The 19,378-nt window shown below is 76.1% G+C and carries 20 protein-coding genes, 2 tRNA genes and 1 riboswitch; of the genes, 14 read left to right on the forward strand and 8 right to left on the reverse strand.

The window, feature by feature from the left end; translation table 11 throughout:
* The first annotated feature begins 89 nt into the window (after nucleotides 1-89).
* Nucleotides 90-599: a CGNR zinc finger domain-containing protein gene (locus FHX73_RS11625; protein WP_145904941.1), complete on the forward strand. Its 510-nt coding sequence runs from the start codon at nucleotides 90-92 to the stop codon at nucleotides 597-599.
* A gap of 19 nt (nucleotides 600-618) precedes the next feature.
* Here FHX73_RS11625 and FHX73_RS11630 read toward each other — a convergent pair whose 3' ends face one another.
* Together FHX73_RS11630 and FHX73_RS11635 are read right to left on the reverse strand one after the other, a co-directional pair.
* Nucleotides 619-1,131, reverse strand: coding sequence for a universal stress protein (locus FHX73_RS11630; RefSeq protein ID WP_145904942.1), 513 nt, complete (start codon nucleotides 1,129-1,131; stop codon nucleotides 619-621).
* Between the two features lie 60 nt (nucleotides 1,132-1,191).
* A complete protein-coding gene (locus FHX73_RS11635; RefSeq protein WP_145904943.1) occupies nucleotides 1,192-3,435 on the reverse strand; it encodes an asparagine synthase-related protein in 2,244 nt (747 codons plus the stop codon).
* Nucleotides 3,436-4,212: 777 nt separating this feature from the next.
* Here FHX73_RS11635 and FHX73_RS11640 point away from each other — a divergent pair.
* The 7 genes from FHX73_RS11640 to FHX73_RS11670 all read left to right on the forward strand — a co-directional run bounded on the left by FHX73_RS11640 (nucleotide 4,213) and on the right by FHX73_RS11670 (nucleotide 10,730).
* On the forward strand, nucleotides 4,213-5,640 hold the full coding sequence (locus FHX73_RS11640; protein ID WP_145904944.1) for an NsdA family TPR-like regulatory protein: 1,428 nt from the start codon (nucleotides 4,213-4,215) through the stop codon (nucleotides 5,638-5,640).
* A 68-nt stretch (nucleotides 5,641-5,708) separates the two neighbouring features.
* Complete coding sequence (gene lhgO / locus FHX73_RS11645; RefSeq protein ID WP_145904945.1) at nucleotides 5,709-6,953, forward strand: L-2-hydroxyglutarate oxidase; 1,245 nt, start codon at nucleotides 5,709-5,711, stop codon at nucleotides 6,951-6,953.
* Nucleotides 6,954-6,996: 43 nt separating this feature from the next.
* Complete coding sequence (gene trmB, locus FHX73_RS11650; protein WP_342795295.1) at nucleotides 6,997-7,854, forward strand: tRNA (guanosine(46)-N7)-methyltransferase TrmB; 858 nt, start codon at nucleotides 6,997-6,999, stop codon at nucleotides 7,852-7,854.
* A gap of 100 nt (nucleotides 7,855-7,954) precedes the next feature.
* Nucleotides 7,955-8,890, forward strand: coding sequence for a PrsW family intramembrane metalloprotease (locus FHX73_RS11655; RefSeq protein ID WP_145904946.1), 936 nt, complete (start codon nucleotides 7,955-7,957; stop codon nucleotides 8,888-8,890).
* Nucleotides 8,891-8,970: 80 nt separating this feature from the next.
* Nucleotides 8,971-9,044 (forward strand) — tRNA-Met (locus tag FHX73_RS11660).
* Nucleotides 9,045-9,194: 150 nt separating this feature from the next.
* Nucleotides 9,195-9,268: transfer RNA gene (locus FHX73_RS11665), tRNA-Met, on the forward strand.
* Nucleotides 9,269-9,677: 409 nt separating this feature from the next.
* Nucleotides 9,678-10,730 carry a hypothetical protein gene (locus FHX73_RS11670; protein WP_145904947.1) on the forward strand — a complete coding sequence of 351 codons (1,053 nt, stop codon included), beginning with the start codon at nucleotides 9,678-9,680 and terminating at the stop codon, nucleotides 10,728-10,730.
* A 12-nt stretch (nucleotides 10,731-10,742) separates the two neighbouring features.
* Here FHX73_RS11670 and FHX73_RS11675 read toward each other — a convergent pair whose 3' ends face one another.
* Complete coding sequence (locus FHX73_RS11675; protein WP_246213471.1) at nucleotides 10,743-11,393, reverse strand: TNT domain-containing protein; 651 nt, start codon at nucleotides 11,391-11,393, stop codon at nucleotides 10,743-10,745.
* Nucleotides 11,394-12,128, reverse strand: coding sequence for a hypothetical protein (locus FHX73_RS11680; protein WP_145904948.1), 735 nt, complete (start codon nucleotides 12,126-12,128; stop codon nucleotides 11,394-11,396). It abuts the gene before it with no gap.
* 184 nt (nucleotides 12,129-12,312) lie between these two features.
* Between FHX73_RS11680 and FHX73_RS11685 the strand changes: the two genes are divergently transcribed.
* Nucleotides 12,313-12,726: a hypothetical protein gene (locus FHX73_RS11685; RefSeq protein ID WP_145904949.1), complete on the forward strand. Its 414-nt coding sequence runs from the start codon at nucleotides 12,313-12,315 to the stop codon at nucleotides 12,724-12,726.
* Nucleotides 12,727-12,772: 46 nt separating this feature from the next.
* Here FHX73_RS11685 and FHX73_RS11690 read toward each other — a convergent pair whose 3' ends face one another.
* Together FHX73_RS11690 and FHX73_RS11695 are read right to left on the reverse strand one after the other, a co-directional pair.
* On the reverse strand, nucleotides 12,773-13,450 hold the full coding sequence (locus FHX73_RS11690; protein ID WP_145904950.1) for a sensor domain-containing protein: 678 nt from the start codon (nucleotides 13,448-13,450) through the stop codon (nucleotides 12,773-12,775).
* A gap of 65 nt (nucleotides 13,451-13,515) precedes the next feature.
* Complete coding sequence (locus tag FHX73_RS11695) at nucleotides 13,516-14,100, reverse strand: GNAT family N-acetyltransferase (protein ID WP_170304890.1); 585 nt, start codon at nucleotides 14,098-14,100, stop codon at nucleotides 13,516-13,518.
* A gap of 43 nt (nucleotides 14,101-14,143) precedes the next feature.
* Between FHX73_RS11695 and FHX73_RS11700 the strand changes: the two genes are divergently transcribed.
* A complete protein-coding gene (locus tag FHX73_RS11700) occupies nucleotides 14,144-15,052 on the forward strand; it encodes a hypothetical protein (protein ID WP_145904952.1) in 909 nt (302 codons plus the stop codon).
* A 4-nt stretch (nucleotides 15,053-15,056) separates the two neighbouring features.
* On the opposite strand, the gene FHX73_RS11705 is transcribed toward FHX73_RS11700, so the two are convergent.
* The gene (locus FHX73_RS11705) at nucleotides 15,057-15,965 is read right to left on the reverse strand and encodes a M23 family metallopeptidase (protein ID WP_145904953.1); all 909 of its coding nucleotides are present in this window, start codon (nucleotides 15,963-15,965) and stop codon (nucleotides 15,057-15,059) included.
* A gap of 10 nt (nucleotides 15,966-15,975) precedes the next feature.
* A riboswitch (cyclic di-AMP (ydaO/yuaA leader) is annotated at nucleotides 15,976-16,131 on the reverse strand.
* A gap of 164 nt (nucleotides 16,132-16,295) precedes the next feature.
* Between FHX73_RS11705 and FHX73_RS11710 the strand changes: the two genes are divergently transcribed.
* The 4 genes from FHX73_RS11710 to FHX73_RS11725 all read left to right on the forward strand — a co-directional run bounded on the left by FHX73_RS11710 (nucleotide 16,296) and on the right by FHX73_RS11725 (nucleotide 18,420).
* Complete coding sequence (locus FHX73_RS11710) at nucleotides 16,296-16,583, forward strand: YiaA/YiaB family inner membrane protein (RefSeq protein WP_145904954.1); 288 nt, start codon at nucleotides 16,296-16,298, stop codon at nucleotides 16,581-16,583.
* Between the two features lie 68 nt (nucleotides 16,584-16,651).
* The gene (locus FHX73_RS11715) at nucleotides 16,652-17,476 is read left to right on the forward strand and encodes an alpha/beta fold hydrolase (RefSeq protein WP_145904955.1); all 825 of its coding nucleotides are present in this window, start codon (nucleotides 16,652-16,654) and stop codon (nucleotides 17,474-17,476) included.
* Entirely contained in the window at nucleotides 17,476-18,075 is a 600-nt protein-coding gene (locus tag FHX73_RS11720) for a TetR/AcrR family transcriptional regulator (protein ID WP_145904956.1), read from the forward strand. The genes FHX73_RS11715 and FHX73_RS11720 overlap by 1 nt, the downstream gene beginning before the upstream one ends.
* Before the next feature lie 126 nt (nucleotides 18,076-18,201).
* Nucleotides 18,202-18,420 (forward strand): hypothetical protein, encoded by a 219-nt coding sequence (locus FHX73_RS11725; protein ID WP_145904957.1) that lies wholly within the window; start codon nucleotides 18,202-18,204, stop codon nucleotides 18,418-18,420.
* A gap of 19 nt (nucleotides 18,421-18,439) precedes the next feature.
* Here the strand turns inward: FHX73_RS11725 and FHX73_RS11730 are convergent, their stop codons facing one another.
* Nucleotides 18,440-19,369 (reverse strand): RNA polymerase sigma-70 factor, encoded by a 930-nt coding sequence (locus FHX73_RS11730; protein WP_145904958.1) that lies wholly within the window; start codon nucleotides 19,367-19,369, stop codon nucleotides 18,440-18,442.
* Nucleotides 19,370-19,378: the final 9 nt, after the last annotated feature.

Raw genomic sequence — 19,378 nt, forward strand, 5'->3', positions numbered from 1 at the left:
CCCAGGGTTTCTAACGGTTCGAAAGGTGTCTTGGTGTGAGATCCTGACAGGGGATTCTTATGGTTGCAAGAGTGACTTACCATTAGAGAATGGAGACGACACAGACCGAGCCGCCGGCGGTCGAGCTGGCGAACACCGTGGTGGCCGTGCGCGGACGGGAGCGGGACGAGCTGGACGGGTGGCTCGCGGCGCACGGACTGGCGGCGGACGCCGAGCGGTTCCGCGAGCTGCGCGACGCGGTGCGGCGGCTGCTCGCCGCGGCGACGGGGGACGGCGCGTACCCGGCGGCCGACCTGGCGGTGCTGAACGCGGCCGCCGCGCTGGCCCCGCGCTGGCCGGTGCTGCTCACCGGCCCGGACGGCACGCCGACGACCGGTGAGCGGTCCGCCGCCGGCCCGGCCGACGCGGCCCTCGCCGACCGCGCCCGGGACGCCGTCCGCCTGCTCGGCACCCCCGCCCGGGCGGACCTGCGGGCCTGTCAGGGCCCGGGCTGCGTGCAGTACTTCGTCCGCGACCACCCGCGCCGCGAGTGGTGCGGCCCCGGCTGCGGCAACCGGGCCCGGGCGGCCCGGCACTACCGCAAGAAGCGGGAGGGGTGACCGGACCGGAGGAGTTCTCTCAGCGGGCCGGCGGCGCGGGGACGATGAGCACCGGACAGCCGGCGTGGTGGGCGGCGGCCGAGCTGACCGAGCCGAGCAGCAGGCGGCCGAACGCGCCGTTGCCGCGGGCGCCGACCACCAGGGTGTGCCGGCCGGCCGAGGCCGCCAGCAGCACCTCGATCGGCCGGCCGTACGCGACGTGCAGCGCGCAGGGGCCGGTGAACGGACGGTGCCGGGCCCGCTCGACGGCGCCGACGGCCCGGCGCAGCCCGTCCGCCATGCTCTCCCCGAGCCGCTCCACGCTCTCCCGCACCAGCTCGGCCATCCCGGGCGGGTAGGCCCCGCCGGGGCTGGGGTTGACCACGCCGAGCACGTGCAGCGGCAGGCCGTACCGCTCGGCCTCGGTCATCGCCCGGTCCAGGGCCCACAGCGAGCCGTCCGACCCGTCGCAGGCCGCCAGGATCCCGCCCGGCGGCGCGGGCGGGCCGGTGTGCACCGGCCGGGCGGCGGGCGCGGGATCGAGGGTGGTCACCGGCCCATGATCGGGGCCCGCCGCACCGGCCGACCCGACGGCACGCCGGAGGACGGGCCGTCAGATCGGCGTGCCGACCGCCAGCGCCCGGCGCTGCGGGGTGGGCAGCCCGGTCCAGCAGGTGCCGCGGTGGCGGGCGGTGAAGCGGCGCAGCCAGAGTTCGGTGGCGATCAGGTCGGCGAGGCCGTCGAGGGCGCCCGGCGGCAGGTCGCCGTACGGGTCGGTGGCCGAGCCGAGCGCGCGGTGCACGGCCGGCAGGTCGATCAGGCCGGCCTCGGCGAGCAGCGGCGCACGGAACAGGTCGGCCAGCGCGTCCCCCGACCGCCGCAGCCCGAGCCGGGCGGCCTGCGCGCGGTCCGGCCGGGGCGCCCGCCCCCAGTCCGCGGGCAGGTCGGCCCGGCCCGCCCCGGTGAGCACCGAGCGCAGCAGCGCGTGCCGGGCCCCGGGCTGCAGGCGCAGGTCGGCCGGGAGCAGCCGGGCGGCCCGGACCACCCGGTTGTCGAAGAACGGCGCGTGCACCCGCTGCCCGTGCTGCTCGGTGGCCTGCACCAGGGTGCGGAAGCCGCCCGCGTGGTGGTGCAGGGCCAGCCGGGCCCGGTGCGCCCCGGGGGCGAGCAGCGGCTCCGGCCCCCGGGCGGCCATGCGCAGCCGCTGGGCGACGGCGGCGAGCGCGTCGTCGGACAGCCAGCGGGCGGCCGGCCCGGGCACCACCCAGGCCAGGTCGGCCACCGAGTAGGCGCCCATGGTGTACCGCGCGCCGGGTCGCCTGCCCCGGCGCACCGCCGGCCGACGGACCGTCAGCTGCACCGCCGCGTCGTCCAGCGCCTCCGCGTACCCGGCCCGGGCCAGCCGCCGGGCCGCCCGCAGCACGGTCACCGGGGTGCGCAGCGCGTCGCTGAAGGTGCCGGTGAGCGCCCGGTCGGCGCCGGCCAGCGCGGCCACCGGGGGCAGCAGTTCGCGCGGTCGGCCGTCCCGGATCAGGTCGGCGAGCCGGGCCGGGTGGCCGTCCAGCACCTGGCGGGCGCCGTGCCCGGTGAGGTGGTCGGTGCCGCCGGCGCCGAGCCGGGCGGCGGTGCCGGCGGCGGTGACCAGGGCCCGGCCGGGCGCGTCGGTGAGCGGCCCGGCCAGCGGGTCGTCGGTTAGCTCGGCGTACGGCAGGTGCTGGGCGTCGGTCGCCAGCACGGTGTGCCGCAGCCGGGGGCGCCCGCCGTCCGGCGGCGGCTCGGGGGCCGGGCGCGGCGCCTCGTGCGAGGTGACGGCGGCCAGCAGCTCCGGCACCGCCGCCTGCTCCCCGGCCGGCTCCGGCCGGGTCCAGGAGCCCTTGGTGGCGCCGGTGCGCCGGGGCGCGGGGACCGGCCCGGCCGGCAGCGCCGGGGCGGCGACGGACGCGGTGGCGGAGGCAGCGGCGGCGATCGGCACGGCGGCGGCGAGCAGCGCGACCGCCGTGGAGGCGGTGCCGTAGGACAGGTCCGCGCCGATCCGCGGCCCGGGCCCGCCGCCGGGCGCCAGCCGCACCCGGTAGCGCACCGCCTCCAGCAGGGTGCGCGTCAACTCCCGCACGGCCGGCGCCTCGCCGCCCGCGCCCGGGCCGCCGCCGGGGGTGCCCTCGTCGTCGTAGCGGGCCGTCTGGGGCCGGCCGCCGCGGATCGCCAGCGTGTGGCCGGGCGGCACCCGGTGCACCCCGGCGTAGGGGGTGCTGGTGCCGAGCGCCTCGGCGGACTCGGGGCAGGCCAGCGCGGCGGCCAGGTGGCCGGTGTCCACCCCGGCGCCGACCAGGTCGGCCAGCGGCAGCCCGGCGGTGGCGTAAGCGGTGCCGCCGCACCAGGGGGTGTGGAAGACCGGCTGCAGCCCGGCCAGGTCGGTGAGCAGCAGGGTGCTCCGGGTGCCGATCCGCAGCACCACGGTGTAGCTGCCGGGCCAACCGGTCAGGTGGCGCACCGCGCCGCCGCGGGCGGTGGCGAGCCCGGCGGCCAGCTCCTGGTCGCCGGCCCCGCAGTGGCCGAGCACCAGCAGCCGGGCGGTGGACTCGGCGTCGCCGCTCAGGTCGGCGGTCCCGGTGACCGCCTCCGGGCGGCCGGCGCCGGGGCGCTGGACGAACTGGCGGATCTCCTCGGGGCGCCAGTCGCCGACCGCCCAGAGCGGGTCGGGCCCGAGCCAGAGCGGGGTGGCGGCGATCGGGCGGACGGCGGCGAGCGCGGCCAGCGCGTCCGGCAGGGTGGGGCCGCCGACGGCGGCGCCCAGCGGCGCGCGACCGGGCGGGCGCGCCCGGGAGACGCTGCCGCTCCACCCCGCCAGCCACCGCATCGCGCCTCCACCAGAGCGTGGGTCCCGGCCCGCGGCCGAGGAGGTGGCGGGCCAAGGACATCGTGCCACTGCGGCGGATTCGAACAGCCCCTCGTGCGAGGTCGGGTGATTCCCACCCGGGGCGGGCCATTCCCGGCAATCCCGGCGGCCGGGACCCTCCGGCTGTCCGGCGGCGGCGGTGTGGACTGCCGCGCGGCCCGGGGCTCCCCCTCCGTGGCCCGGGCCGCGCGGCGCGGACGGCGCGGCGGGGAGCTGGGCACCCGGTGGCCGTCCGAGAGTGTGGGGCCGCGGGTACCGCGCGTCCGATTCGCGGTGCCCGCGGCCCACCGCCGCCGAGCGTTCCGATCGGGTCACGGCCACCGAGGAATGGCCGAAAGTAGCGCAAAGCCCGGGAGGGCATCCGCATGCCCTCCCGGACCTCCACCACTGCCCGCGGGGAACTGAGGCAGCGGCATCCCCCGGCCCGCCGGGTCCTCGACGGCGGGCCGACCCACTGCCCCTAGCGAACTGCCGGGACGCCGGTGGAACCAGGGGGCACAGGTGGGCGCACGTCAACACGGAACCGGAGCACGGCGATCTCCATGACCACCCGTCAGCCTCCCCTGACGCACCGTCACGCCACTCCCACGGCCCCCGTGCGCCACCGCACCCCCGACGCCCCGGGTGCGCGATCGCGCCAACCGGAATATCCACCCTTAACCCTGGGAACCCGGCCGACTACGCTTGGTGCCACCGCATCGGGCCGCTGCGCGCACACCCACAGAGGGGGGCCGTCGCATGAGCACCACCTCACGAGGACCGAACGAGCGGCTCGGCGCCCTGCTGGCCCAGGCCCAGATCAGCAACGCGGGCCTGGCCCGGCGGGTCAACGACCTGGGCGCCCAGCGCGGTCTGACGCTGCGCTACGACAAGACCTCGGTGGCCCGCTGGGTGAGCAAGGGCATGGTGCCGCAGGGCCCGGTGCCGCACCTGATCGCCACCGCGATCGGCGGCAAGCTGGGCCGCCCGGTGCCGCTGGACGAGATCGGGCTGGGCGGCACCGACCCGGCCCCCGAACTCGGGCTGGCCTTCCCGCGCGAGGTGCCGGACGCGGTGCGCTCGGCCACCGACCTGTGGCGGGTGGACCTGGAGCTGCGCCGGGGCGCGGGCGGCGGCCGCTGGAGCGACGCGCTGGCCGGCACCTTCTCCGCCGCGGCCTACACCACCCCGGTCTCGCGCTGGCTGATCAACCCGGCGGACAGCACGGTGGCCCGCGAGGAGTCGGCGGCCGTCCGCCCGGGCGGGCGCGGCCGGGTGGGCCAGTCCGACGCGGCCAAGCTGCGCGAGGCGGCCCAGGAGGCCCGCCGCTGGGACTCCAAGTACGGCGGCGGGGACTGGCGTTCCTCGATGGTGCCGGAGTGCCTGCGGCAGGAGGCGGCGCCGCTGCTGCTGGCCTCCTACAGCGACGCGGTGGGCCGGGCGCTGTTCGGCGCGACCGCCGAACTCACCAGGCTGGCGGGCTGGATGGCCTTCGACACCGGCCAGCACGAGGCGGCCCAGCGGTACTACATCCAGGCGCTGCGGCTGGCCCGGGCCGCGGCCGACGTGCCGCTGGGCGGCTACGTGCTGGCCTCGATGAGCCTGCAGGCCTGCTACCGGGGCTTCGCCGAGGAGGCGGTGGACCTGGCCCAGGCGGCGCTGGAGCGCAACCGCGGGCTGGCCACCAACCGGACGATGAGCTTCTTCCACCTGGTGGAGGCCCGGGCGCAGGCCAAGGCCGGCAACTCGGCGGCCTGCGGCGCGGCGCTCGCGGCGGCGGAGGGCGCGCTGGAGCGCTCGCGCGCCGGTGATCCCGACCCGGCCTGGATCGACTTCTACGCCTACGACCGGCTGGCCGCCGACGCCGCCGAGTGCTTCCGCGACCTCGGGATGCCCGCCAAGGTGCGCCAGTTCACCCAGGAGGCGCTGGCCCGCCCGACCGAGGGCTTCGTCCGCTCGCACGGCCTGCGGCTGGTGGTCTCGGCGATGGCCGAGGCCGAGGCCGGCAACCTGGACGCGGCCGTGGAGGCCGGCGGCCGGGCCGTCGAGGTGGCCGGCCGGATCTCCTCCCAGCGCAGCCGGGAGTACGTGCTGGAGATGCTGCGCCGGCTGGAGCCCTTCCAGGGCGAGCAGCGGGTGCGCGAACTCACCGAGCGGGCCCGGGCGGTGCTCACCGCCCCCGCCTGACACCCGCGCCCGCCCGAACCGCCCGGCCCTCCTGACGCCGCACCGGTCCGCGTGGCACCATCCGCAGCATGGCGGACGAGAGCTACGACGTGCTGGTGGTGGGCGGCGGCATCGTGGGCCTGGCGACGGCCCGGGCGCTGGTCGGCGAACGGCCCGGACTGCGGGTCGCGGTGCTGGAGAAGGAGGCCGTCCCGGCGAGCCACCAGACCGGCCGCAACAGCGGGGTGATCCACAGCGGGATCTACTACCGCCCCGGCTCGCTCAAGGCGCGCTACGCGGTGCGCGGCGCCGCCGAACTCGTCCGGTTCTGCCGGGAGCACGGGCTGCCGCACGAGGTGACCGGCAAGACGATCGTGGCCACCGCCCCGGCCGAGCTGCCCCGGCTCGCGGCGCTCGCCGAGCGCGGCCGGGCGAACGGCCTGCGGGTCGAGGAGCTGACGCCCGCCCGGCTGCGCGAGCGCGAGCCCGCGGTGGCCGGGCTGCGGGCGCTCTGGGTGGCGAGCACCGGGATCTGCGACTTCGCCGAAGTGGCCCGCTGCTACGCCCGGCTGGCCGCCGAGCGCGGCGCCGAGCTGCGCACCGGCCACGAGGTGACCGGGATCGCGCGGCGCCGGGACGCGGTCACCGTGCGGCTGGCCACCGGCCGGGAGCTGCGCTGCGCGGTGCTGGTCAACTGCGCGGGCCTGTACGGCGACCGGATCGCCCGGCTGGCCGGGGACGACCCCGGCGTGCGGATCGTGCCGTTCCGCGGCGAGTACTACGAGCTGGCCGAGCACCGCCGGGGCCTGGTCCGCGGGCTGGTCTACCCGGTGCCGGACCCGGCCTTCCCGTTCCTGGGCGTGCACCTGACCCGGGGCATCCACGGCGACGTGCACGTCGGCCCGAACGCGGTGCCGGCGCTGGCCCGGGAGGGCTACGACTGGCGCACCGTGCGGCTGGCCGACCTGGCCGACACGGTCGCCTTCCCCGGCACCTGGCGGCTGGCCCGGCGGCACTGGCGCAGCGAGGTCGGCGAGCTGCACCGCTCGCTCTCCAAGCCGGCCTTCCTGCGGGCGGTGCGCCGGCTGCTGCCCGCCGTCCGCGCCGAGGACCTGGTCCGGGCCGGCGCCGGGGTGCGGGCCCAGGCCGTCGACCGCCACGGCGCCCTGCTGGACGACTTCGCCTTCGCCGGCTTCGACCCCGCCGACCCGCGCTCGCCCCGCCGCACCGTGCACGTGCTGAACGCCCCCTCGCCCGCCGCCACCGCCTCGCTGCCGATCGGCGCGGAGGTGGCCCGGCGGGCGCTGGCCGCCCTGGACGCGGGCGGCCGCTGACCCTACTGCCGCCCCGCAGCGCCCCCGTACACTCGACGGCATTGTGAATGCGACTGCCCCCACCACCCCGAGCGCCCCCGGCTCCCCGAGCGAGCTGCCCGCCCCGCGCCCGTCCGAGCGGCTCTCCGCAGCCCCGGCCGGCTACCCGGCACCGATGTACCCGCACAAGGCCACCGAGGCCCAGCACCGGGAGCACCGGATCCGCACCTTCCAGCCCCGGCGCGGCCGGATGACCCAGGTGCAGGCCGGCGCGCTGGACCGGCTCTGGGAGCACTGGGGCGTGGCGATCGACGGCACCCCGCTGGACCTGGGCACGCTCTTCGGCGGCCTGCCGGTCACCCTGGAGATCGGCTTCGGGATGGGCGAGACCACCGCCGCGATGGCCGCCGCCGACCCGGGCAAGGGCATCCTGGCCGCCGACGTGCACACCCCCGGCCACGGCGCCCTGCTGAACCTGCTGGAGCTCAGCGGCGCGCAGAACGTCCGACTGGCCGCCGGCGACGCGATCATCCTGATCCGCGACATGCTGCCCGAGGCCTCGCTGGCCGGGCTGCGGATCTACTTCGCCGACCCGTGGCCGAAGCCGAAGCACCACAAGCGCCGGCTGGTCCAGCACGGCTTCCTCGACCTGGTGCTGCCCCGGCTCGCGCCCGGCGCCCTGCTGCACTGCGCCACCGACTGGGAGCCCTACGCCGAGCAGATGGCCGAGGTGCTGGCGGCCCGCCCCGAGCTGGTCAACCTGCACCCCGAGGGCGACGGCAGCGACTGGACCGACGGCCGCGCCGACGGCACCGTGCCCGGCTACGCCCCGCGGCCCGACTGGCGCCCGGTGACCAAGTTCGAGCGGGCCGGCCTGGCCAAGGGCCACGTGGTGCACGACCTGCTCTTCGAGAAGCGCTGACCGCCGCGGGCCGCAGCACGCCTGACGGGGCGTCACCGCGGCCCGACGGCCGGTCACCGACCCCTGTCCGGAAGCGGGATCGTCCCCTACGCTTTTCGGCGTGAGCCGTCCGCACCGTGCCCGCGGCGCCGCGGTGGTCCTGGGCCTGGCCTGCTGCGCGGTGCTGATGGTGCGCCTGGTGCAGCGGCAGACCGGCACCACCGGCCTGCTGGTGGGCCTCGGGCTCGCGGTGCTCCCGGTGCCCTTCGTGCTGGCCGCGCTCACCTGGCTGAACCAGGGGGCCCGGCTGCCCGGGCGGCGGCTGGCGCTCTGCCTGGCCTGGGGCTCCTGCGCCGCCACCCTGATCGCCCTGCTGGCCAACGGCTGGGCCGGCTCCTGGCTGACCGCCGTGCAGGGCGGCCAGCGCGGGCAGACGCTCGGCGCCGAGCTCGCCACCCCGCTGATCGAGGAGACCGCCAAGGGCCTGGTGCTGCTGGCCACCATGCTGCCGCTGCACCGCCGCCGGCCCCGCCGGGGCACCGGCCCCTCGCCCGCGGCCCGGGCCCGGCTGCGGCACCGGGCGATCGCCTCCGGCCTGGTGCTGAGCGGCATGACCGCCTGCGGCTTCGCCTTCACCGAGAACGTGCTCTACCTGGGCCGGGCCTTCACCGACGACCAGCAGCAGCGGCTGGAGTCGATCGGCCTGGGCCTGACCCCCTCGCTGCGGGACTACGACGACACCGTGCACACCTTCGTGCTGCGCGCGCTGCTCACCCCGTTCGCGCACCCGCTGTTCACCGCGCTGACCGGCCTGGGCCTGGCCGTCTCGCTGACCTGCGCCGGGCGGCGGCGGGCCCGGCTGGCCGCACCGGCCGGCTGGCTGGCCGCGGTGGCCCTGCACGGCGTCTGGAACGCGGCGGCGGGCCTGGGCACCCACGACTTCCTGGCCGTCTACGCCCTGCTGATGGTCCCCTGCTTCGCCGCCCTGGCCGGCCTCGCGCTCTGGGCCCGCGGCCGCCCGCACGGCCTGCCCCGCCCCGCAACCGCTGCGCGCTGACCGGAGGAACCGCAGGTCAGCAGGTTTCGTGAAAGCGATTTCCGGAAACGGACGGCATCGCGTAGTGTGGTGTTCACCGACGCGGGGTGGAGCAGCTCGGTAGCTCGCTGGGCTCATAACCCAGAGGTCGCAGGTTCAAATCCTGTCCCCGCTACTCAGTAGCACGAAGGCCCGGTGGAGAAATCCACCGGGCCTTCGGCATTCCCCGGGGCGGTTCCGGACCCGGCCCGTGACCCGTTTCCGGGGCGCTCCGGACGGCTGTTTGTGCATTCCGGACGACATCGCGTACTGTCTGTCCTACCGACGCGGGGTGGAGCAGCTCGGTAGCTCGCTGGGCTCATAACCCAGAGGTCGCAGGTTCAAATCCTGTCCCCGCTACTCAGTAGCACGAAGGCCCGGTGGAGAAATCCACCGGGCCTTCGGCGTTCCCCGGGGTGCGGTTCGCGGGTCGCGGTTCGCGGGTCGCGCGAATAATCCGTTGCCCCCGCGCGGACCGCCTGCCTATGGTGGGCACCGAACCAAATGAAAGGAGGTGATCCTGAGTTGAGTACCAACACGACTGCGCTCCGCGCGTCTGACTCGCTCGGGCGCGCCTCCGTGGAGCTGTCGGCCTGATCAGCCGGCGCCCCGCGGACGGAACCGCGCAGAAGTAGTCGAGCCCCCGGATGCCTCAAGGCGAGGCGCCGGGGGCTTCGGCATTCACCCGCCTGACGGACGCGCGAACGGGTGAGCTGGCGCTACAGTTCGTGCCGTCTGGAGCGGACCGGAGCGAGCGGGGAGCGGGCGGATGGCGGGGCAGCTGGGTCTGGACGGGCTGGCGCGACGCCGGCAGGCGGTCGCCGTCGGCACATTGATCGGGCTCGGGTTCCTCGGCCTGCTGCTCTACACCACCGCCGCGCCGCACCCGGTGAGCGCGCTCGGCGCCGGGGTGATGATCTCCTGCGCCACCACCGTGGTCGGTGCGCTGATCGGCTTCCTGTTCGGCATCCCGCACGTGCTCGGGTCCAACGCGGCCGCCGCGCCCGCGCAGAGCGGCCAGTACACTGCCAACACCAACCTGGAGCAGGTCTCCGACTGGCTCACCAAGCTGCTGCTCGGCGTCGGCCTGACCCAGCTCGGCAGCCTCTGGCACGGCGCCCGCCAGCTCGGCCACTCGCTCTCCCCCGCGCTCGGCGGCCGGCAGGACGCCACCCCGTTCGCGGTCGCGCTGGTGCTCTACTTCCTGATCCTGGGCTTCCTCGGCGGCTGGCTGGCCACCCGGCTGATGCTGGCCGGCGCGCTGACCCGGGCCGACGGCGACGCGCTGCACCTGTTCACCACCGCCCAGGAGCAGCAGCGCCAGGGCGACGAGGTGGGCGCGGAGGACCTGCGGGTGCAGGCGATGGGCCGGCTCGGCAAGTTCACCGCGCGGGCCGGCACCCCGGCCCAGCCGACGGCCGCCGCCGCCCAGATGGCCGAGATCCGGGCCGGCGCCAAGAACTCCCCGGCCGGGCCGGACGAGGTGCGCGGGCTGTTCGCCTCGGACGACCCGGGGCTGCGGCTGCAGGCCCTGGCGCTCACCCAGGGCAACCCGCTGCTGGGCGACTTCGAGAGCGTGCTGGAGTACGTCGAGCACCCGCGCAGCGCCTTCGAGCACTACCACGCGCTGCTCGCGGCCCGCGGCATGCTCAACCGGCTGGGCCGCGACCAGCGGATGCGGCTGCGCAACGCGGTGGTCAACCAGCTGCTCGCCCCCGACGGCATCCCGGACGCCTCCGACCGCCGCTGGGTGGCGGAACGGATCCTGGCCAAGCTGGACGCGATCGGTCAGGTGCCGACGCCGCGGCCGTCGGGGGTCTGAGCCGCCGGGGCGTCAGACGAGGCGCTCCAGGTAGCCGTTGGCGACCAGCCAGCCGACGTTGATCCGGCTCGGCGCGCCCGGCAGCAGGGTGGCGTCCAGCTGGTACTGCCAGCCGTAGCCGAGCTGGCCGAACCAGGGGGCGATCGGCCCGCCGTGCACGGCGAACGGCTTGACCACCTTGTAGTCGTGGTAGTTGCAGCCGGCGGCCGGGGTGCCGTCCAGGCTCTGCGGCGGTATCGCGCGCATGGTGTACGGGGTGCCCTCGGGGGCCAGGAAGGACCCGTACTCGGAGCCGTAGCGGTCGATGTCCTGGCCGACCGGCAGGGTCTGGTCGATCTCGATCGGCTGGTCGTTCAGGCCGATCAGGTAGCCGTTCTGCGGCGGGTACTTCCAGGAGCCGGCCGCCGGGTCGTAGTACTGCTGCAGGAAGGCCTGGTCGCCGAGCCCGCCGGTGCGGTCGTAGCCGATCAGCTGGGCCCCGACCCGTCCGGTGCTGGGCAGCTGCGCCGGGCCGAGCCGGGCGTCGCCGGCCTGGAAGGCGGTGGAGCACTGGTCGGCGGGCGGGGTGTCGGCCCGGGCGGCGGGGGCGGCGACGGTGCAGAGGGCGGCGGCCGCGACCGCGGCGGCGAACAGACGGCTGCTCTTCGTCAGTGTGATGGTCACTCAGCGGACGCTAGCGGTCACGGACTCTGGCCTTCCGGTCTTTCCGGGAGTTGGCCGAAACCGGACCCGGGTCAGCACCAGCACGTAGCGCCGCCGCCCGTCCCCCGGGGCGCGCACGGTGCGCAGCTCGCTGTGCACCCCGCGCCCGCCCAGCTCCCGGCGCAGCCGGGGCAGGTGCGGGCTGCGCCGGCTCTCGGCGTCGTGCAGCGGGTGCACCCGGACCTCGCCGTCGGGGGCGGTGACCCGGACCAGCTCCAGCAGGGCGGCCAGTTGGGCGGCCGGCGGGAACCGGTCCGGGTAGGCGAAGAGCAGGTAGGAGCTCAGGGTGAGCGCGAACACCCCGTCGGCGAACGGGAGCCGGGGCAGCGCGGCGGCCAGGTAGTCCCCCGGGTGGGCCGCCCGGTCGGCGGCGAACAGCGCGCGGGCCCGGTCCCAGCTGCGCAGGTACTTGTGGTGCGGCAGGTGACGGACCGACAGGTACTGCCCGGGCCGGGCCCGCATCGCGGCCGCCATCGCCGAGCGGGCCCGCTCGGCCTCGGCGAGCAGCTCCGCGGTCGGCCGCGCGTACGCCGGGTCGACCGCCACCACCCGGCAGCCCAGCGCCCTGGCCTCCGCCACCAGTCCCGCCGCGCCGCCCGGGCAGTCCAGCACCGGCCCCGGCAGGAGCGCCAGTTGAGCCCTGGTCAGCCCGAAGAAGGCGCAGTACTCGTCCAGCGGCCGCGAGGTGATCAGCACCCGGCCAGCCGAACACGCGCGCGGGAGCGGCGCATCCGCTGCGGGCCGGCCGGGTGGGGGCGTCCGGGTGGGGCGTCCGGGTGCGGGTGTCCGCCAGACTGTGCGGTCACAGCTGCGTAAACGACGGAGCGCATCCGGGGCCGGCCTGCCAGGCTGGTCGCCGGGCAGCGGAAGGGGGGTCGCCGTGTCGCGACGGGGAACGGCCGGAGCGGTCGTGCTGGTGGCCGTGGTGGCCGCCGTCACGGCGGTCGGCGTGGCCACCCAGCACCCGCCGCGGCCCGCGCCGATCGTGATCACCGCGCTGCCCCGCGGCGAGTGGCTGCGGCTGCAGGACCTGCACGCCCAGCTGGCCGGGGTGGGCAGCCCGCAGCAGTACGACGACGCCTTCAGCACCCTCTCCAACCGCTGCCTGGACTCCGACGAGAGCCTGACCGACGAGATCCAGGTGACCCTGTCCCTGCTCCAGCACGGCGGCGCCGCCGACGCGAACAGCCTCACCGTGATGCACGACCTCGCGGCCGACCTGCCGATCGGCTGGCGGGCGAACTGCGCCCAGGTGGCCGGCGGCTACCTGATCAACCACCAGCAGCTGCCCTGACGGCCGCTCGGCGGTCGGGGCAGCTGGTGACGGTCGATCGGCTGGGTCAGCCGGCCGCCAGCAGCCGGGCGGCCGAGCGGGAGACGCCGGTCAGCACCCGGGTGGTGCCGACGGCCAGCAGCAGGACCAGCACCCCGGCCAGCGAGGCGCCGATCAGCTGCCAGGACGAGGACACGTAGTAGGTGTGGTGCACGTGGTGGCTGTCGTAGTAGTCGAAGATCCGGTAGCCCGGCCAGCCGACGTAGGTCTTGAACACCCAGTTGTAGGCGGGCAGCGCGGCCATCGCCAGGCCCACCGCGTAGAGCACCGTGCTCAGCACGAAGCTGAACACCCGCCAGGGGAACATCAGCAGCTCGTGGGCGAAGGCGCGCCAGCCGGCGCCGTCCGCCAGCCGGTCCACCGCCGCGCCCCAGAAGCCGGCCCGGGAGCGGCGCACCGGGGCCGGGGCGGGCAGTTCCTCGCCGAGCAGGGCGCCCACCCGGGCGCGCTCCAGCGCGGCCAGGCCGCGGCAGCCGCTGAGCAGCAGGGCCAGCACCGGCATGCCCAGCATGGTCGGCAGGGTGCCGAGCCCGGCCGCGAAGAGGGTGACGGACCAGCAGAAGCCGAGGATGCCGGTGAACAGCGAGCCGGCCACGTAGCCGTACTCGCGGCCGATCCGGCCGAGGAAGGAGGCGGAGCGGGCGGGGCGGTCGGCCGGCCCGACCTGGGCGAAGGTCGTCGTCATGTGCCCAAGCCTGCCGGGCGGGGCCGACCCGGGAAATCCTGCTGTCCGGCGGACCCGGGGTGGGGTTAACCCCCCGCCCGGTCCGCGGCGGACGGCCACTCGTGCTCCAGCAGCGAGTACTGCAGCGCGTCGTGCCAGCGGCCGCGCAGGTACAGGTCGTCCCGGATCCGGCCCTCCAGCTGGAAGCCGACCTTGCGCAGCACCCGGGCCGAGGCCAGGTTCTCCGGGTCGAGCCGGGCGGCCAGCCGGTGCAGGCCGAGCTCGCCGAAGCCGAAGCCGCAGAGCAGCCGGGCGATCTCGGTGGCGTACCCGAGGCCCCAGGCGTCCCGGCGCAGCGCGTAGCCGATGAACGCCTGGCGCTGCTCCGCGGCGCCCTCGACGCCGAGCACCGCGTTGCCCAGCGGCACCGCGTCCTCGCCGTCGGCGGTGAGCGTGACGGCGAGCCGGTAGACGGTGCGCGGGTCCTTCTCCGACTCGTCCAGGTAGAGCGCCACCTGGTCGGCGCAGTCCTCCCGGTCCCGGGGTTCGAAGGGCAGGTAGCGGGCGGCCAGCGGATCGCCGAAGATCGCGTGCAGCGCGTCGATGTCGCGCTCCACGTGGTGGAACTCACGGACGGTCAGCCGTGGCCCGGTCAGCAGGACGGGGTGCATGGCACGTACGGTAGTGCGCCGCGAACCGGTTACCGTACCGGTCATGGACGACGAGGACCTGCGGCTCACCCCCCGGCCGCACACCGCTGAGCTGCTGCGTTGGGCCGAGGAACAGGGTCTGGACCCGGTGCCCGAGGGGCCGCTGAACGCGGTCCTCACACTGCTCGAACTGGGTGACGCCCGGCTGCACGACGGCTTCCCGGAGCTCACCTCCCCCCTCCTCCAGGAACTGCTGTACGAAAGGATCCACCTCTACGTGCAGCCGGCGCCGGACCAGGACCCGCTGGCCTACGGCGCCGCCGTGCTGCTGCTGCTCGAACACCAGCGGGCGGCCAAGCGGCTCAACGCCAAGCGGCACGAGCGGCTGCGCGCGGAGGCCGAGTGGCAGGGCGAGCTGCTGGCCGGACTGCTGCGCCAGCCGCACCTGCTGACCTGGCCCCGGCTGTACGCGCTGCTGCTGCGCGGGGCCGGGGTGGACACCGCCGACCCCGCCGCGGTGCGGTCCTGGCTGGACGGCTACCGCGAGCTGGAGCCGCACGACCAGGTCGCGGTGCTGGCCGGGATCGAGGGGCTGGACCAGCCGGAGGGCACGGACGGCTGGACCGAGGGCGTGCTGCTCTCCATCGGCATGGCCACCGACGGCGCCCGGCTGCTGGTGGAGAACCGGCTGATGCAGCGCAGCTACCGCAACCTGGCCGGGCTGAACGCGCTCGGCCTGCCGATGCCGGCCGAGCTGTCCGGCGACTTCCCGCAGTTCGAGGCGGCGGTGCAGGCGGAGGCGCTGCGGCTGCTCGGCGAGTGGACCGTGCCCGGGCTGCCGGAGCTGCTGCTGACGGAGTACCAGGACCTCGCCCCGGAGCCGGGGGCCGCCGAGGTGGACCACTACATCGTCAAGCGCGGCCTGGTGGAGCTGCCGGACATCGGCGACTGGCCGGCCCCCGAGGAGGGGTGAACTCCTAGACCCCGCGGGACTGGAACCAGGCCGCCGCGTCGACCGGCGCGCCGCCGCCCGGACGGACCTCCAGGTGCAGCCGCGCCACGGTGGTGCCGCTGCCGGTGGCGCCGACCCGGCCGAGCGGCTCGCCCGGGGCGAGCTCGCCCGCCGTGGCGGTGATCGCGGACAGCTGGCAGTACCAGACCTCGGTGCCGTCGGGCAGGGTCTGGATCACCCGGTAGCCGTAGCGGCCGGACCAGCCGGCCGAGCTGACGGTGCCACCGGCCACGGCCCGCACCGGGGTGTTGACGGGGGCGGAGAAGTCGACGCCGGTGCGCAGCCCCTCCCACGGGGTGGCCACGGGCGGGTCGATCGGGCGGTCGGCGATCGGGAGCACGGTGCTGCCGGTCCCGGTCGGCTCGACGGCGGCCGGTTCGGCGGCGGCCTGCTCCACGGCGGACTGCTGCGCGGCGGCCTGCTCCACGGCCTGCTGGGCCGCGACGTGCTCGGCGGCGGCCTGCTGGGCGGCGCGCTTGGCGGCGGCCTCGTGCGCGGCCTCCAGCCGGGCGGCCTCGCGGGCCGCCTCCGCGCGGGCGGCCTGCTCGGCCTCCTGGCGCGCCGTCTCCTGCCGCACCGTCGGCTGCTGCGCCGTCTGCTGGGCCTCGGACTGGGCCGGTTCGGCCTGCTGCTGGATCCGGGCGGCCAGGGCCAGCCCCGGGTCGGTGTCCGGCGCGGTCACGGCGGGCGCCGGGGCGGCGGGTTCGGCGGCCGCTGCGGCGGCGGTCAGCCCGGTGGTGGCGCCGAGCGCGGCGGCCATCGCGGTGACGCCGAGCACCGGGGCGCTGGTGCGGGTCTGCTTGGGCATCCGACGGGGCGCGTCGGTGGGGTCGAGCACGGCGCCGCGGCCGGCCGGGGTGTGCGTCAACGCCACGGGTGGCGCTCCTTTCCTTCCCTCGCGCCTACCGGGTTAGCTGACGGGTTCGGAGCAGGAAGGTCTCCTACGGGCCGGTGAAGGCCCGATTCACCCCAAGGAACGTGGTTCCCCGGCTCCCCCGGCCTGCGTTCTCGCAGGCCGGCGGATTAGGCGACGCGCACGGTGCCGTCGGGGACGGCGTTGCCGACCGCGCTGCGTTATCAAACGTTAATCCCACGAGCCCCTGATTCCAAGCCACTCTCCCGAGGCGACTCCACTCTCACCCTGGGTGCCGACCTGAGTACGCGTACTCATGTGCCCGGAAGCGGAGTTGGCGATCCTTCAGGCATGACTTCATCGGTGCAGCCCCGGACCACCTCCGCCTACTACGTGCAGGCGATCCTCTCCTTCGCGCTGGCCGGCGGCGGCCTCGCGATCGGGATCGCCTACCTGCCGGTCAGCACCTGGACGCGGGCCTTCCTCGCGCTCGGGCTGCTCTACACCGTCACCTCCGCGTTCACCCTGGCCAAGGTGATCCGGGACAGACAGGAGGTGGGGGAGGTGGTGAACCGGGTCGACCAGGCCCGGCTGGAGAAGCTGCTGGCGGAGCACGATCCGTTCCGGGTTGACGGCTAAGGCTATTAGCCATAGCTTTGTGGGTGTCGGCAGGACGCCGACCAGCGCAGAGCCCCTCGGAGGCAGCCGTGAACAGCACCCTCGCTCCGCAGACCCGGTACCTGAAGCTCGCCGGCGGCACCCTCGCCTACGACGACACGGAGGGAGCCGGCACCCCGGTCCTGCTGCTGCCCGGGATGCTCGACTCCCGGGCCGCCTACCGCCACCTCGTCCCGCTGCTCACCGCCGCCGGCCACCGGGTGATCACCATGGACCTGCGCGGCTTCGGCGAGTCCTCGATCGCCTGGGACGACTACAGCCCGACCGCGCTGGCCGGCGACGCCCTGGCGCTCCTCGACCACCTGGGCGTCGAGCGGGCCGTGCTGGTCGGCAGCTCCTACACCGGCGCCACCGTGATCCGGGTCGCCGCCGACGCGCCCGAGCGGGTGGCCGGCATCGTGCTGCTGGACGCCTTCGCCGAGCAGCCGGCCGGTGCCTTCACCAAGGCGCTCGGCTGGGGCCTCGGCACGGCCCTGCTCGCCTTCCCCAAGGTCTGGGGCTACTACCTGAACAAGCTGGCCTACCCCGGCGGCCCCACCCCCGAGATCCGCGCCTACAACGCCGGCCTGGAGGCCGCGCTGCGCACCCCGGGCCGCAAGACCGCCACCCGCGGCTACGTCCGCGGCGACTCCGCCCCGATCGGCTGGAGCGCCGGGGTGCGCTGCCCGGCCCTGGTGGTGATGGGCAGCAAGGACCCCGACTTCCCCAAGCCGGAGGAGCTGGCGGACCGTCAGGCCGCCGCGCTGAACGCCCGCAAGGTGATGATCGACGGCGCCGGCCACTACCCCATGGCACAGGCCCCGCGGGCCACCGCCGACGCGCTGCTCCCGTTCCTCGCCGAGGTGGCCGCCTGATGCCCCGCGCCGGACTCACCCCCGACGTCGTGGTCGACCACGCGCTCGCGCTGATCGACGAGCAGGGGCCGGGCGAGCTGACCCTGGCGGCGGTGGCCGCCCGGGCCGGCGTGGCCGCCCCCTCGCTCTACAAGCACGTGCCCGGCGGCCTGGCCGGACTGCGCCGGCTGGTCGCGGTGCGGGTCACCGGCGACCTGGCCGACCAGTTGACCGGCGCGGTCGCCGGGCTGGACGGCGAGGACGCGGTGCAGGCCCTGCTGCGGGCCTACCACGCCTACGCGCTGGCCTTCCCGCGCCGGTACGCGGCCCTGCCGCAGGCCCCGTCGGCCGACGACGACGAGCGGCTGACCACCGAGGGCGGCCGGCTGGTCGGGACGATCTTCCAGGTGCTGGCCGGCTACGGGATCACCGACGCCGAGGCGGTGCACGCGGCCCGCACGGTGCGCAGCCTGGCGCACGGCTTCGCCTCGCTGGCCATCGGCGGCGCCTTCCAGCTCGGCGAGGACCTGGCGGTGACCCAGGAGCGGATGATCGGGCTGCTCACCGGCGGGCTGCGCGGCTGGCCCACGGCCGGCGGACCGGCCCGACGGGCGGAGTGAGCGGCCTGTCAGGGGGTAGCAACCGGGACGGGGTGGTTCATCGGGTTCAAATCATCCCCTGGTCTGATGGTCTGCGGATCGGACAGGACTAAAGTCCCACTCACCCTGAGGACCATTGGAGGGGCCATGACGCAGCCCAGCACCGCCGACGCCGTGATCCCGGCACCGCGCACCCGCCCGGTGCCCGCGCCGGCCGCCCCGGTGCTCCGCGCCGAGCCGGCCCCCGCGCAGCCCACCGGCTGGGCCGCCGTCCGCCGCGGGCTGGCGGTCGTCCGCGGCCTGCGCTCGCTCGCCACCGTGCCGGCCCGGCCGCAGCCGGGCTACGGCGAGGTGGACGGCCAGTAGGCCCGCGGCTGACGCCCCCTCAGCTGCCCGCCCCGCCCTGCCGGGACCTGCGCAGCTCCTCGTGCAGCACCCAGGGGTCCGCCACCGGGCCGAGGTGGCCGAGCTTGTCCGGGTTGACCACCAGCCGCACTCCCTGGACCTGACCGTCCAGCACCTCCAGCACCATGACGTTCAGCACCGCGCCCTCGCGGTCGCGGAAGATCGCGCCGGGCTGGCCGTTGACCGGCCGCGGCTCGCAGCTGACCCCGAGGGCCAGCAGCCCGGGGTACACGGCGGCGAGCAGTCGGGCCACCTTGTCCGCGCCCAGCACCGCCCTGGCCAGCTGCGGGGCCTTGCCGCCGCCGTCGCCGGCCAGCGAGACGTCGGCGGCGAGCAGTCCGCGCAGCCCGTCCAGGTCGCCCTCGCTGAGCGCCCGGAAGAACCGCGCGGCCAGTTCCGCCCGCTCCCTGCGGTCGGCCTCGAACCGGGTGCGCCCCTCGGCCATGTGCCGCCGGGCCCGCACCACCAGCTGGCGGCAGGCCGGCTCGGAGCGGCCCACCGCCCCGGCCACCTCGTCGAAGCCGAAGCCGAACACCTCGCGCAGCACGAAGGCCGCGCGCTCCAGCGGGCTGAGCCGCTCCAGCAGCAGCAGCGCCGCCATCGAGACCGAGTCGGCCAGCTCGGCCGCCCGCTCCGGGTCCTGGTACGGGTCGGCGAGCAGCGGCTCGGGGAACCACGGCCCGACGTACTCCTCGCGCCGCACCCGGGCCGAGCGCAGCACGTCGATCGAGAGCCGGGTCACCGCCGCCGACAGGTAGGCCTTCGCGGAGTCCGGCACGGTGGTCGAGGCGTCGTACCGCAGCCAGGTCTCCTGCACCGCGTCCTCGGCCTCCCCCACACTGCCCAGGATCCGGTAGGCGATCGAGAACAGCAGCGGCCGCAGTTCCTCGAACTCCTCGACCTTGCTCACCGTGGCTCC

This window comes from Kitasatospora viridis, assembly GCF_007829815.1.
Classification (GTDB): Bacteria; Actinomycetota; Actinomycetes; order Streptomycetales; family Streptomycetaceae; genus Kitasatospora; species Kitasatospora viridis.

Bases quoted from the DNA above. Each gene is read 5' to 3' on its own strand.
- FHX73_RS11625 (WP_145904941.1), top strand. From the start codon at position 90: ATGGAGACGACACAGACCGAGCCGCCGGCGGTCGAGCTGGCGAACACC.
- FHX73_RS11635 (WP_145904943.1), bottom strand. From the start codon at position 3,435: ATGCGGTGGCTGGCGGGGTGGAGCGGCAGCGTCTCCCGGGCGCGCCCG.
- FHX73_RS11640 (WP_145904944.1), top strand. From the start codon at position 4,213: ATGAGCACCACCTCACGAGGACCGAACGAGCGGCTCGGCGCCCTGCTG.
- lhgO (WP_145904945.1), top strand. From the start codon at position 5,709: ATGGCGGACGAGAGCTACGACGTGCTGGTGGTGGGCGGCGGCATCGTG.
- FHX73_RS11670 (WP_145904947.1), top strand. From the start codon at position 9,678: ATGGCGGGGCAGCTGGGTCTGGACGGGCTGGCGCGACGCCGGCAGGCG.
- FHX73_RS11690 (WP_145904950.1), bottom strand. From the start codon at position 13,450: ATGACGACGACCTTCGCCCAGGTCGGGCCGGCCGACCGCCCCGCCCGC.
- FHX73_RS11695 (WP_170304890.1), bottom strand. From the start codon at position 14,100: ATGCACCCCGTCCTGCTGACCGGGCCACGGCTGACCGTCCGTGAGTTC.
- FHX73_RS11700 (WP_145904952.1), top strand. From the start codon at position 14,144: ATGGACGACGAGGACCTGCGGCTCACCCCCCGGCCGCACACCGCTGAG.
- FHX73_RS11710 (WP_145904954.1), top strand. From the start codon at position 16,296: ATGACTTCATCGGTGCAGCCCCGGACCACCTCCGCCTACTACGTGCAG.
- FHX73_RS11720 (WP_145904956.1), top strand. From the start codon at position 17,476: ATGCCCCGCGCCGGACTCACCCCCGACGTCGTGGTCGACCACGCGCTC.
- FHX73_RS11725 (WP_145904957.1), top strand. From the start codon at position 18,202: ATGACGCAGCCCAGCACCGCCGACGCCGTGATCCCGGCACCGCGCACC.